Origin of the sequence: Candidatus Vondammii sp. HM_W22, from assembly GCF_022530855.2 — a bacterium.
GTDB lineage: Bacteria > Pseudomonadota > Gammaproteobacteria > Chromatiales > Chromatiaceae > Vondammii.
Genome location: NZ_CP099567.1, coordinates 1974480 through 1987049 on the forward strand (window position 1 = coordinate 1974480; position 12570 = coordinate 1987049).

Here is a 12570-nt window from a genome sequence, read left to right on the forward strand (position 1 = left end):
TAGGGATGGTCCAAAGAATTAAAGTTTGAGGCTGCCCTAGATAAATGGCTCTTCCCTTAATCAAGAGGGCAAGTATCACCCTACCACTCCCTCAGGATAAAGATTCAGCCCTCCAAGCTAGAGGTAGATTGCATTGGCAAACCGCCCCTTGTTGCAGAAACCTCTGCTACGCACCTTGATCATCTTGATATTGAACACCGAGTCCAGAGCGTAGAGCCGAGTTTGTATTGATCCAGCATATGATCCCGAATCGCTTCAATGACTTTTTACTCCTGAGCTTCAATCAGGCGACAGCATGCATTTTTTGGTCCTCGCTTCGCGATGGCCAGAGCTTCTTTACCACTGACACGATAGCGCTTATACCACTATCCAGCCGTATTTGGATGAATACTCAATAAGCCGCCTATTTCCTTAAAGCTCTTTACTTGCAGGCAAAGCTGAACAGCTTGCTGTCTCAGGAGTTATTGTTGCTCAGTGCTGAGCTTGCATCTATTTTCATACAAACATTGTATCAATATGTAAATGTCCGCCGAGTTAACAAGAAGCCTCTGATTAATTCTGGATCGGATGGATGACAATTCCGTTATAACCCCAGCACCTTCCAACGTTTTTCAATACGTTTAAGTGAGACCGGATAGGCGGTACCCAACTCCTGTGCAAAAAGAGAGACCCGCAACTCCTCGAATTGCCAGCGCATCTCTTCGACACGTTTGTCCATCTTACCACCCTCACGGTACCTCTCATCCCTTGCCTGCCATTGCTGAAAAAGTGTTTGCATCTCTCTGACCAATTGCTGGTCACGGGAGGCCGCATGCTGCAATTTTTCAATACGCATCGCCAGCGCCTTGAGATACCGCGGCAGCTGCTTCAGCTGTTGGTAAGGTGTGTGTTGGAGAAAACCCTGAAACACCAACCGATCGAGCTGCTGGTTCATATCACTCACCGATAACATCCAGTTTATCTGGGTTGCCGCGGAAAGGGCTTTACGCACTAGCTGATATTGTGAAAGCGTGTCGCCAAGCAACACGGTGGCCTCATTCGCCAGAGCCATCAACTCCCCCCGTCGTTCCCCAATACGGGCATTGAAGCGGCTCTCATCCCGAACCTCTGGCTGCCCTTCAATGAAGGTGAGATCCACGATCAAAGCAACCAGCTCACTCTCCAATCCCAGCTTACCTTGTACTGAAAATCCTTCGGGTGGAGAGGCCGCTTTTGTGTATTGCAGGAGCATCCTCTCAAGCCCCTTCAGATTACGCCGCAGATAGCGGATATCCTTCGCCAGCTTTAACACATAAAGCCGACGCAATCCTGCCCGGCTTGCTTTTTCTGCATTGAGGTGTGAATCGAGGACTCGCAAGGCGACGGTGTTTCCCTCATCGATCAGGGCAGGAAATCCCCGCAGTTTAATTCCCCCCCGATTCATCTCGATAGTTTCCGGCAGAGTGGCGAAATCCCAGTCGGTCAGACCCTCACGCTCCAAGCCACTGTCTGGCAGGCTGTGGTAGCTCTCACTGCCTTTGCCGTCATGCCGTTTTTTCAACGCCATCAGATCCCGTCCGGCATCGACCTGTTTCCCCTTCTCATCCAAAACCTGGAAGTTCATTCGCAGATGACCGGGCAGCGACTCCGACTCCCAGGCATCTTCAGGAATATGGATACCGGTCATTTTTTTGAGTTGTTCCGCAAGAGCCCGGGTAAGCGATTTATCGGAAGGTTCGATCACCTTGAGACAGGCATTAGCATAATCAGGTACCGGCACAAATGACTTGCGTATTGGTTTTGGTAGCCCACGCAACAGGGCAATAACACGCTCGTGTAGAAGTCCAGGAATCAACCACTCACAGTGATCTTCCGAAACCTGATTGAGCACTGCCTTTGGAATTTTCATGGTGACACCATCCCGCTTGTGACCTGGGTCAAAATGGTACTCAAGGGGTAATTGCATCCCATTGACATCCATCACATCGGGGAATTGCTCATCGGAATATTCTGCCGCCTCCTGCCGCATCAGATCATCCAAACGCATGTGTAACAGCTTTGGCTGGTTATGACTCTCCTTGCGTAGCCATTTGTCAAACTGAGGAGTGCTGTAGATCTCTTCGGGTATACGTTTATCGTAGTACTCGTAGATCAACTGTTCATCCACCAGCAGATCACGCCGACGCGATCGGTTTTCCAAATCGACAACATACTCAACCAACTCCCGGTTGCGATGCCAAAAGGGGGCTCGGGTATCGAAGTCCCCCTCCACCAATGCGGATCTGATAAAAATCTCCCGGGCCTCTGGCGGATTGGGAGGACCAAAGTTAATCTTCCGTTTTGGCACCAGAGGAAGACCAAACAGAGTGACCCGCTCATAAGCCGCAACCTGCCCTCTTCGCTTCTCCCAATGGGGCTCTGAGTAGCTGCGCTTGACCAGATGACCGGATACCGACTCCACCCATTCAGGGCGTATCGAGGCGACGGTTCTGGCATAGAGTTTGGTGGTTTCCACCAGCTCTGCCGCCACCACCCATTTAGGAGGTTTTTGAAATAGTCCAGATCCGGGGAACACCAGAAACCGGCTATTCCGACCACCCAGAAACTCGTTGCCTTTGCCACTATCCTTCAAGCCGATATTACTCAGCAGACCAGTCAGCAATGCTTTATGAATCTCTTCATAACCCGCCTCTGCCTGGTTCTCCTTATACCCCAACTCATGCATCTGTCCACGCAATTGATGATGGGTGTCATGCCACTCCTGCACCCGGGTCCAGGAGAGAAAATTTGTCCGGCAGTGGGCCTGAAACTTGCGGCGGGTCAGATGGCGTCGCTGCTCCTCCAGGTGTTTCCAGAGGTTGAGAAACCCTAGAAAATCCGAATCTTCATTCCTGAACTGGCGATGGGCTTCATCCGCTGCCTGGCGTTTATCCATGGGTCTGTCCCGTGGGTCCTGGATACTGAGTGCTGCGGCAATCACCAGTATTTCATTGAGGCAGTGAGTATGAGCGGCAGTATACAGCATCCGTCCGACACGGGGATCAACCGGCAGCCGAGCAAGTTGCCGTCCAATTCGGGTGACTTGCCGAGTTTTATCTACCGCCCCAATCTCCTCCAGCACCCGGTACCCATCCTTGATCAACCGGCTGTCAGGTGGGTCCAGAAAAGGAAATGCTTCGATATCCCCAAAGCCGAGAAACTTCATCTGCAGAATCACCGATGCCAGGTTGGTGCGCTGGATCTCCGGCTCGGTAAATTCAGACCTGGAGTCAAAATCCTCTTCTGAATAGAGCCTGATACAGACTCCTGCCGCCACACGGCCACAACGACCTTTGCGCTGATTTGCACTGGCCTGGGATATTCGCTCCACTGGCAGCCGTTGTACCTTACTGCGGTGGCTGTAGCGGCTGATCCGGGCATATCCGGCATCAATGACATAGCGGATACCCGGAACTGTCAGAGAGGTTTCAGCCACGTTGGTCGCCAGAATAATGCGACGGCTACCACCCGGCTTAAAGATACGCCCCTGCTCTGCGGGTCCCAGACGCGCATAGAGGGGAAGCAGCTCGGTTAGCGGCAACTTATGCTTGCGCAGGTTTTCGACGGTCTCCCGGATCTCTCTCTCACCGCTGAGAAACAGCAAAATATCGCCCCTGTCGATGCAGGAGAGTTGATCCACTGCATCCACAATGGCCTGCTGCATCGAATTGTCCCGTTCGCTTCCTCCCTCCTCCTCCGGTGGTTGATAACACACTTCCACAAGATAAGTGCGGCCGGAGACATTAATAATTGGCGCCCCCCGAAAATGCTCTGCGAAACGTTCCGGATCGATGGTGGCCGAGGTGATGATCAGTTTCAGGTCCGGCCTTTTGGGTAGCAGCCCCTTCAGGTATCCAAGAAGAAAATCGATATTCAGACTGCGCTCATGAGCCTCATCGATAATCAGGGTGTCATATTCGTTCAGAAAAGGGTCCTGATGCACTTCAGCCAGCAGCATGCCATCGGTCATCAGCTTGATATGGCTCGCTGGACCCACACGGTCATGAAACCGCACCTTGTAGCCGACACACTCCCCCAGCTCGCGTCCAAGCTCGGAGGAGATGCGGGTGGCCAGCGCACGCGCTGCAATGCGTCTGGGTTGAGTGTGCCCGATGCGGCCGAATACCCCTCGCCCCAGTCCCAGGCAGATCTTCGGCAACTGAGTGGACTTACCCGAACCGGTCTCACCACAGAGGATGATCACCTGATGTTTGGCAATCAGTTCAGCTATCTCATCACGCTTTTCACTGATTGGCAGCTCTGAGGGAAACTGAGGCACGGGAAGCGCCTGTTTGCGCTGCGCTGCCTGCATCTGAGAGCGCTGTATCTGTTCCCAAAGCCGGCTCATTCCCTGGTCGTTTGGCTTACCTTGCCGTTCTCGCTGCTGCAGTCCACCCAACTGCTGACGCAACCGGTGCCGCTGGAGCAGCATGCAGTTATCAATATCCGAAAACGTAGGGAGAGACTGGGGTTTCATAGACTACCAGAGAGATGAGCTATCATTATAACCGTGGCGTGGAAAGTAATACTATCAGGCAATCCCATGATTGCATTAGTATTTTTGTTCTCATCTTCAAGGAGAAACAGAATGTTCTTCAATTCAGATATGGTTTGCCCATTTTAGGTCATTCCCAAATACAGATGAACACCCCTTTTTTATTAAAGTTATTGCGTTTCAAGCCGATATGGCAGTTAGGAGTTGAGCATCCCGTCAGGAATCCATGAAGCCCGAATCTATTCAGATCCAGAGAAAACAGGTATGAACACTAGAGTCGATAATTCAGATAAGAAATTATCCATAGGCACAAAAATCGACTCGGTACTGGTGCTACTGTTTCTCATTATTCTACTGATCTCATCGCTCTATCAATTCCAAAGCCAGCGGTCACTGGTGGAAATGATGGTCAAAAACCAGGCCACCACCCTGGCCAATGCCTACTTCGATAATATGAATACTCTGATGCTGACAGGTGGGATGGCCAACAAGTCGATAGCCCGGACAAAGCTCACCTCGAGAGAAGATGTACTGGATGCGCGGAATTGTCAGAGCCAAGGGTATTACAGCCGTTTTGGCAAAGGGACAGAGGATAATCAAGCCAAGGATGATTGGGACAGGTAAGCGCTCACCGGGGAATCCATTGCCACCATTTTCGATGGCCTTGATGGTCGGATGCTGACTGTTGCACTGCCTATGCTTGCGTTGAGAGTCACGAGGAACCAACTGCCTGCTGTGCCATATTGTATCCGAGGGTGATGTTCTCGGGGTGGTTCGCGTGGACTTGTCATTGAAGAAACTGGATGCCCGTGTTTTAAAAGAGCTCTGGATAAACCTTGCACTCAACTCTGCACTGCTGATCATGGGACTTATCATTATCAGCTTTCTTCTGAAAAAAATGGTTGTCGTGCCACTTACCCAGGTTACCAATAGCATCGACAGGTAGAATAGGAGTCGAACCTCAGTATAAGAGTGCCATTCAGATCTGGCGATGAGCTTGGAAAAGTAGCACTCGCCATCAACCGGATGATGGAGAAATTCAGCGCTATTATTGACTAGGTTTCTGTCTCAACCAGCGAATTGGTAGACCGTTCCCAACGCCTCGCCTAGAACATAGAGGGTGTATGGAATCAGCAGTCTGAGAGCGACCAGGCCGACCAGCAGTCAGAAGAGGACCGTAGTGTTGTCAACAATGCCATTAGCAGTATCAATACTCTGGCCGACAACATCACTCAGGCCTCAATGGTGATCAAACAACTGGAAGAGAATAGCGATGGGATAGGCAAAGTGATCGAGATGATATCACAAATTGCCGAGCAGACCAATCTGCTGGCCCTCAATGCCGCCATAGAAGCGGCCAGGGCTGGAGAACAAGGCCGTGGTGGCTGATGAAGTACGCACTCTGGCAACACGGACCCACAAAGCAACTCAGGAGATCCAGGGAATGATCGAAGGACTGCAGGGACAGGCGAAAAATGCAGCCAAGGTAATGAGCACAAGCCTGGAACACTCCAAAGGGAGCGTCACCGAAGCAGCACACGCGGGTGAATCCCTGGATCGAATCATCCAAGTCATCGGCACCATCAACCAGATGAATAAACAGGTCGCAACCGCGGCCAATGAACAGCGTGTTGTCGCTGGCTAGGTCGGCTGTAATATCATCGCCATCCACCTGCTTTTTTGCCACAAGCGTCAGTACGGTTGACCGCCTGTCGGTCCGAATTGTTTTGATTTTGAGGTAATCATCGGCCGGATGATCCCTATCAGCCAACTGGCGCTCTGCCACTTCTGTTAAAGAGCGGAGAAAAATCCAAGTGTCCCACACACACTATCGATTTCAGACCTTATGATCCTCTCTGCGGTTGATAATCCGCCGGATTTTCAGATTTCCCGAGTCCTCAGCACTGTCTAAAATTTTTTGTTAAAACGCCACTAATCAGGTAACAAATATCAAGTGAGTCTTGATCTCATACTATTCTCCAGCGTGTACCAACCGGTCTCGCTTTTCACTCTCAGAGATAATATTTTTTCGATATTGACGCATGCCATATTGTTCACCGCTTAACGTTCAGCCTTTGTTTTTCCTCTTGAGGCAATTTCACGTTGTGACCATGCGGCATAGATTTGATCAGGCCATTTGGATTGGAACCAGGCAATTACCGCGATCATATCTTCATCTGAGAGTTTTTCCTTCCAGGCTGGCATATTACCCTGGCCGCCAGGGCTGCCATTTTTAACCACATGGAATAACACCTTCAGAGGATGATGCCACGCATGGCCAGTGCCATTCAGCGGGGACGGAGGGTATTTTCCATCTGGACCGGACTGGCGCCAGTTAACTCCGCCTCCACCTGTCATTCCATGGCAAGCAGCGCAATTCTCCTGGTATACCTTCCCACCCCGACTTACGTGCTGGAAGGCATACCAGCGTCTGGCTGGAGCATCCGTGGCCGTCTGACCTGACAGGGAGTTGGGAGATGCCGATTCACTTGACGAGCAGGCAATCAGTAAGGGTAATACTGCAATAAACAACAATGAAAATTTCACGTTTTATCTCCTGATATTCTGGCCTGAGACCATTGAATGAAGACACCAAACAGTGCCTGAAACAACCATCAGGAGAGAATTAGAGGAGGCCGATATTGAAGAGAGGTGGCTGGGTCAGGAAAATAGAGTAAAATCATGGAATCAAAGCGATGGCCTGATGGGGCAGAAAAAGGATACTCAACTGGCAAGAAAAAATAAGCCGCACTGCAGCAGTCCTCGCCACAAAACTGCTCTGTATCCTGGCAGTTGGATTGGTGCTCATGGCATGAATCCATCATAGTCAGATCATGCCCTGGTTTTTCGCATGCCCCCATCTGGGTCATAGTCATAAGGTCCGAGTTCCCAACCAGGAATTCCACGCTCGCGCTGATACTATAGCGTACAGGCACTAATAGTATTTCAGCGCTAAAATTGTCCGCAATGGTTTTTCAGAAATAGCGTACATCAATATCAGGGTATCCTATATCACCGGATGCCTCCAACCTCCAACCTCCAACCTCCAACCTCCAGCAGGTTGGACATCAACTGACTCAGACTATCCTTGCCTGCAAAGGTTCAGAAATAGGCCTCTCTGACAAGCATCAGACGGTTTGATTCCGCAGAGCCCTTCGGAGATAACCACCCGATACTCGTGCGCCATCTTTTCATCAATACCCAAGGGCTTATGTCCATAGGGGCATAGAAGCAACCTGTCCTGGTCTGTGTACCAAACAGATCATTCAGTAGGATGGTGACAAAACGCGAGTGCAGATATCGCCATCCCGCCAGGAAATCTCGTTGGAATGGTGTTCATAAGGACAAACAAAGACCACAGGTTGATGTTTGTGGCAATAGGCAGGGAAAGCCGCTGCATGCTCGCCTCCCAAAAAACCCTTGAGTAAAGCATTGACCATTTCCCTGCTGGGGGTCGGCAATGACACGGCCATCCGGCCCGGCATTGACTGACCGTTTGATGATTCTCTCCGCCTGATGCAGCAGCTGAGTGGTCACACGGCCACTAGTGTCATGTTCAGTATGACTGTTGGCATATAGCTGCTGCAGTTGTTTCAGATAGTCCTCGATGAAGTGCAGGCCGCGGCCTGATGCCGTGTAATCGGCATAGACCATCATCCGTTCCCCGAACGGCGTCTCGAATCTGGCATCAGCACCAATAATCTGCTGCCGAAGCGTTACCGGGTCCAGTTTTTGATCAATCATCTTCGTCACTTGATATTGTTTGTTTTAATGCTTTTTCAGACCGTATCACCTTGGCAATACGTGACGACACCTCTTCAATAGAGTGCGTGGTGGTATCCAGTACTTTAAGGTTGAGACGTTTGAACATCCGCAGGGCCTGACTCACCTCAGCATGGCAGCGGGCAATGGAAGCATAGCGACTACCCCGGCGCCGCTCCTCTCGGATACGGTTCAAGCGCGCCGGATCGATGGTCAATGCCATCAACTTCTCTTTGTTGCGAATCAAAACATCGGGCAATTTATCTTTCTCAAAATCCTCCTCGGTGAGAGGATAGTTGGCGGCCTTGATTTCGAAATGGATTGCCAGATAGAGACAGGTGGGGGTTTTACCGGAGCGGGAGACACCAATCAGAATCACATCCGCCTGATCAAATTTATCCAGTCTGGCGCCGTCGTCATTGACAACGGCAAAATTGATAATGCTCATGCGATCTTCATAGGATTGTCCGTTAGTCATGCCATGACTCAGGCCATGCTGACCTGAAGGCTCAGCATGTAATTCCCGGCTGAGTGGTCCAATGAAAGAGTCGAACAGCTCAATATAGAGGCAGTTTGAGGCATGTAAAATTTCCCGGACATCAGGATCTGCCATGGTGGCAAATACGATCGGGCGATACCCCTCTTCCTGTTCAAGACGGTTGAACTGGGCAACCAGTTCATCCGCCTTCTCTATGCTATTGATAAAAGGCATGTAGACTCGTCTAAACTGAACAGTCTGGGCAAACTGGGAGAGAAGGCTCTGACCCAGGGCTTCAGCTGTAATACCCGTGCTTTCCGAGACAAAATAGACCGTTCGCTTTACCATCTGCTGCCTCTGTCATATAAAGGGAACCTACCGTCAATTTAGCAGGCGTTACATCAATCCATAAAGACTAGACAATAGCTGATCAGAAGGGAAAAACACAGTTTAAGTAAGCCATTTTTCAGGCCGGAGAAGCCCCGTAACGGCAAGATGGGAAGAGGTCGCCTTGATAAGCCAACAAGCCAGCACAAACGGCTCGGCAGTACACTTGCTGGAACGTGACGAAAGAGGAATATACAGCAGTTTCGCCATACCGATTGAACGATAAAAAACACCGCTGACACAACAGGATTATTTGCGTTGGCAGGCGTCTCCACCACTGCACGAGCAGTTGCCGCCACAGCCGCGTTTCTCCTGGTATGGACCAAACTCCGGATGATGGCGGGCAAACCGTCGAGCCATATTCTGCACTAATATCCAGCCCACCAGCACGGCCATTATCACGGCACCGGCCAGAAGCATTTTAAGCATGAGAACCGCCCAGTCCGGCAAAACCCATGAACGCCAGTGAGAGCAGGCCTGCCAGCATCAGACTCATGGCAGCACCTTGACTGACACTGGGCACCTTGGCCAGTTCCAGTTTTTCACGCAGTCCTGCCATCAGCATCAAGGCGACGGTAAAGCCGACACCTGCACCGATACTGAACGAGAGACTCTGGAGGAAATTGTATTCACGGTAGGTCTGAAACAGGGCCAGCCCAAGAATTGCGCAGTTAGTGGTGATCAACGGAAGAAAAATACCCAGCGCCCTGAACAGACCCGGACTGAATTTTTTCAACACCATCTCGACCAATTGCACTGCGGAGGCGATTACAGCGATGTAGCAGATCAGCCTCAGAAACTCGATATCGAACATCACTAGAAGTTGGTTGATACCGTAGGCGCAGATGGAGCTGACCAGCATGACAAACATGGTCGCCAGCCCCATATTCCAGGCGGTCTCTTTTTTCGCGGAGACGCCGAGAAAAGGACAGATACCGAGAAACAGTGCCAGTACAAAATTGTTGATCACCGCTGCATTCAGAAAGATAAATCCAAGCGAGTTAGGATCCATGGGCCGTTGCTCCTTCCGACTCTAGCAATTTGCGTTCTTTACGCTGCTTCAGCCACTCGAACAGCAGCAGCCAGGCACCAAGCACGAAGAAACCACCGGGTGGCAAAATCATCACCACCCAGGGTTCAAAGTTGGAACTGAAGATTTGAAAACCGAGTATCATCCCGCTGCCCAGCAGCTCCCGAACCGTTCCCAGACAGAGCAGTGCGATGGTAAAACCAACCCCCATACCCAATGCATTCACCACTACGGGGGCAAACCGCTGTTTCGAGGCGTAAGCCTCGGCCCTGCCGAGAATGACGCAGTTGACCACAATCAGCTGAATAAACGCCCCAAGCGCATTATAGAGATCCAGACTGATAGCCTGAATCACATAATCCACAATAGTCACAAAGGTGGCGATAATAATAATGTAAGTGGCAATACGAACCTGTTTCGGAATCGCTTTGCGCAGCAGGGAGATCAATGCACCGGAAGCCACCAGAACGAAGGTGGTGGCGACTCCCATGGCAATGGCATTCATCGTGGAGTTGGTTACTGCCAGTACCGGACACATGCCCAGCAGCATGACAAATACCGGGTTCTCTTCCCAGATACCCCGCATGAAAGTATCCAGCGTTACCTGCTCTTGTTGATTTGGTAATGTTGCCATGTTCAGCCTATTCTATGCTTCCCGGTTTCTCTTTAAGTTGCTCCAGATGCCGGGCTATGAGTGGGAACATCTTCTGGCCACTCTGGTTCAGCATCCGACCTATAGCCTTGGAGGAGATGGTTGCTCCGGAGATACTGTCGATCTGCCAGGGTTCGCCCTTAGTACCGTGTTTTACCGCCTTTATCTCATGCTCCAACGCAGTTCCAGGGCCATTGACCCTGCCGTCAAGAGCTTCAAAGTTTTTCAGGAATTCCGGATCAAAAGCGATCTTATCGCCCAATCCCGGAGTCTCAGCCATTTTCAGTATCTTGATACCGGTAATGCACTCACACCCCGGATTGTAGCCATAAAGAATGCGGATCACATCCTGATAGCCGATGGCTGCCGCCTCCAGCGCAATACCCTGTAGATCACCTTTCTCATTATAGGTTGCATAAATGGTTTCACCCTGATCAGAGGTTGAGGTCTCTGCGGGAAAGAGCCCGTCGGGGCCGATAATGAAATCCCTGCGGGAGATCGCACCCGGCACCACTTTGAACACCGCTTTTTCAATGGCAATGCGCTTGTTCTCTTCGATAATCGGTTTGGTCCACTGGAACACCAGCACGACCATAAACCCCGCCAGCATGGCAATGCCGCCCAGGGTGCGCAGCATGGCGATAGTCGGAGTCTGCGGCTGAATGTGAGTCTGATCTGTATCGCTCATGACTCACCTCTCTTCTTGCTGACACCATATACCCTTGGCTGAGTGATCGAGGAGATCATTGGCGAGAGGGCATTGGCGATCAGGATCGCATACATCACGCCTTCCGTGAGACCACCAAACAGGCGAATGATAATCGTCAGCGCGCCAATAAAAATGCCATAGAGCCAGACCCCCTTTGGCGTCATCGGCGATGCCACCATATCGGTCGCCATAAACATGGCACCCAACATGAGACCACCGGAGAACAGCATAAACTGAGGCGGTGGGTAGATCTCCGGGTTCATCAGATAGAACGGTAGCGAAATAATGATCACACCGGCAAACACACCGGCCGGTATCCGCCAATTCATCATGTTGCGGAAAGCCAGATAGAGGCCACAGAGAAAAATCAGGATGGCAGAGGTCTCACCTGCCGACCCAGCGACTACCCCTGTCAGCAGATCCATTGTATCGGCTGAAATATGTTCAAATTTCTGTAATGCCAATGGGGTTGCGCCGGTAAAACTATCAGTGGCGTGCTCCCGCACCCAATCAGTGGTATCCACCGGAGACATAAAGGGGGGCGCCAGAGTGGAGGGTATGAACTCCTGAAACCGGCCGGGTGCAAAAGCTGGCGTCCAGGTGGTAATGGCAACCGGAAATGCCGCCTGCACGAAGGCCCGCCCCACAAGCGCCGGGTTCATCACATTAAAGCCGAGACCGCCAAACAGTGATTTACCCAGACCGATGGCAATAAAGCCGGCGACAGCAGCCATCCAGAGAGGAAAACCAGGCGGCAGTGTCAAAGCCAGCAACAGGCCGGAAATGACAACGCTGAAGTCCCGGGTGGTACCTGGCCGATCAGCCATCCAATTGAAAAAAGACTCTGTTGCAACACAGGTCAGGGTCGTTACCAGGATCAGCACAAGCGCGCTGATCCCGAACTGATAGACTGACCAGGCACAGACAGGCAGCAAAGCATAGATCACGTTACGCATGATCTGATCGACAGAGATCGCCCTTTTCACATGAGGCGACGTTCTGATCTCAACTGTTTTATGTTTGGTTCCCATGGGTCTCA

The 12570-nt window shown here is 51.1% G+C and carries 14 protein-coding genes and 1 pseudogene; 6 read left to right on the forward strand and 9 right to left on the reverse strand.

All coding sequences use genetic code 11. From position 1 onward, the window contains the following. Window positions 1–583: 583 nt before the first annotated feature. Window positions 584–4450, reverse strand: coding sequence for an ATP-dependent RNA helicase HrpA (gene hrpA, locus MN084_RS10950; protein ID WP_241086387.1), 3867 nt, complete (start codon window positions 4448–4450; stop codon window positions 584–586). A gap of 327 nt (window positions 4451–4777) precedes the next feature. Between hrpA and MN084_RS10955 the strand changes: the two genes are divergently transcribed. The 4 genes and pseudogenes from MN084_RS10955 to MN084_RS10965 all read left to right on the forward strand — a co-directional run. Then, the gene (locus MN084_RS10955) at window positions 4778–5137 is read left to right on the forward strand and encodes a hypothetical protein (RefSeq protein WP_330178026.1); all 360 of its coding nucleotides are present in this window, start codon (window positions 4778–4780) and stop codon (window positions 5135–5137) included. A 154-nt stretch (window positions 5138–5291) separates the two neighbouring features. Beyond that, entirely contained in the window at window positions 5292–5459 is a 168-nt protein-coding gene (locus MN084_RS10960; protein WP_241086385.1) for a hypothetical protein, read from the forward strand. A gap of 20 nt (window positions 5460–5479) precedes the next feature. Then, on the forward strand, window positions 5480–5572 hold the full coding sequence (locus tag MN084_RS19715) for a HAMP domain-containing protein (RefSeq protein WP_445083965.1): 93 nt from the start codon (window positions 5480–5482) through the stop codon (window positions 5570–5572). Window positions 5573–5710: 138 nt separating this feature from the next. After that, window positions 5711–6152: pseudogene (locus MN084_RS10965) on the forward strand (methyl-accepting chemotaxis protein); the annotation flags it as partial. Between the two features lie 422 nt (window positions 6153–6574). Here MN084_RS10965 and MN084_RS10970 read toward each other — a convergent pair. After that, window positions 6575–6871, reverse strand: a complete 297-nt coding sequence (locus MN084_RS10970) for a c-type cytochrome (RefSeq protein ID WP_241086584.1) — start codon at window positions 6869–6871, stop codon at window positions 6575–6577. On the opposite strand from MN084_RS10970, the gene MN084_RS10975 reads away from it, so the two are divergent. Together MN084_RS10975 and MN084_RS10980 are read left to right on the forward strand one after the other, a co-directional pair. Next, a complete protein-coding gene (locus MN084_RS10975) occupies window positions 6788–6976 on the forward strand; it encodes a hypothetical protein (protein WP_330178571.1) in 189 nt (62 codons plus the stop codon). The genes MN084_RS10970 and MN084_RS10975 overlap by 84 nt on opposite strands. Window positions 6977–7112: 136 nt before the next feature. Further along, window positions 7113–7340 carry a hypothetical protein gene (locus tag MN084_RS10980; protein ID WP_241086382.1) on the forward strand — a complete coding sequence of 76 codons (228 nt, stop codon included), beginning with the start codon at window positions 7113–7115 and terminating at the stop codon, window positions 7338–7340. 509 nt (window positions 7341–7849) lie between these two features. Here MN084_RS10980 and MN084_RS10985 read toward each other — a convergent pair. From MN084_RS10985 to MN084_RS11015, 7 genes are all read right to left on the reverse strand, one after another. Beyond that, a complete protein-coding gene (locus MN084_RS10985) occupies window positions 7850–8257 on the reverse strand; it encodes a hypothetical protein (protein WP_330178027.1) in 408 nt (135 codons plus the stop codon). Next, window positions 8250–9101, reverse strand: coding sequence for a pyruvate, water dikinase regulatory protein (locus MN084_RS10990; protein ID WP_241086380.1), 852 nt, complete (start codon window positions 9099–9101; stop codon window positions 8250–8252). The genes MN084_RS10985 and MN084_RS10990 overlap by 8 nt, the downstream gene beginning before the upstream one ends. A 288-nt stretch (window positions 9102–9389) precedes the next feature. Beyond that, the gene (locus MN084_RS10995) at window positions 9390–9569 is read right to left on the reverse strand and encodes a hypothetical protein (protein ID WP_241086379.1); all 180 of its coding nucleotides are present in this window, start codon (window positions 9567–9569) and stop codon (window positions 9390–9392) included. Then, the gene (locus MN084_RS11000) at window positions 9562–10152 is read right to left on the reverse strand and encodes an electron transport complex protein RnfA (protein ID WP_241086378.1); all 591 of its coding nucleotides are present in this window, start codon (window positions 10150–10152) and stop codon (window positions 9562–9564) included. Before MN084_RS11000 ends, MN084_RS10995 begins: the two co-directional genes overlap by 8 nt. After that, window positions 10142–10804, reverse strand: a complete 663-nt coding sequence (rsxE, locus tag MN084_RS11005; RefSeq protein ID WP_241086377.1) for an electron transport complex subunit RsxE — start codon at window positions 10802–10804, stop codon at window positions 10142–10144. The genes MN084_RS11000 and rsxE overlap by 11 nt, the downstream gene beginning before the upstream one ends. A 7-nt stretch (window positions 10805–10811) precedes the next feature. Beyond that, window positions 10812–11510: an FMN-binding protein gene (locus MN084_RS11010; RefSeq protein WP_241086376.1), complete on the reverse strand. Its 699-nt coding sequence runs from the start codon at window positions 11508–11510 to the stop codon at window positions 10812–10814. Beyond that, window positions 11507–12562 carry an RnfABCDGE type electron transport complex subunit D gene (locus MN084_RS11015; RefSeq protein WP_241086375.1) on the reverse strand — a complete coding sequence of 352 codons (1056 nt, stop codon included), beginning with the start codon at window positions 12560–12562 and terminating at the stop codon, window positions 11507–11509. Before MN084_RS11015 ends, MN084_RS11010 begins: the two co-directional genes overlap by 4 nt. Window positions 12563–12570: the final 8 nt, after the last annotated feature.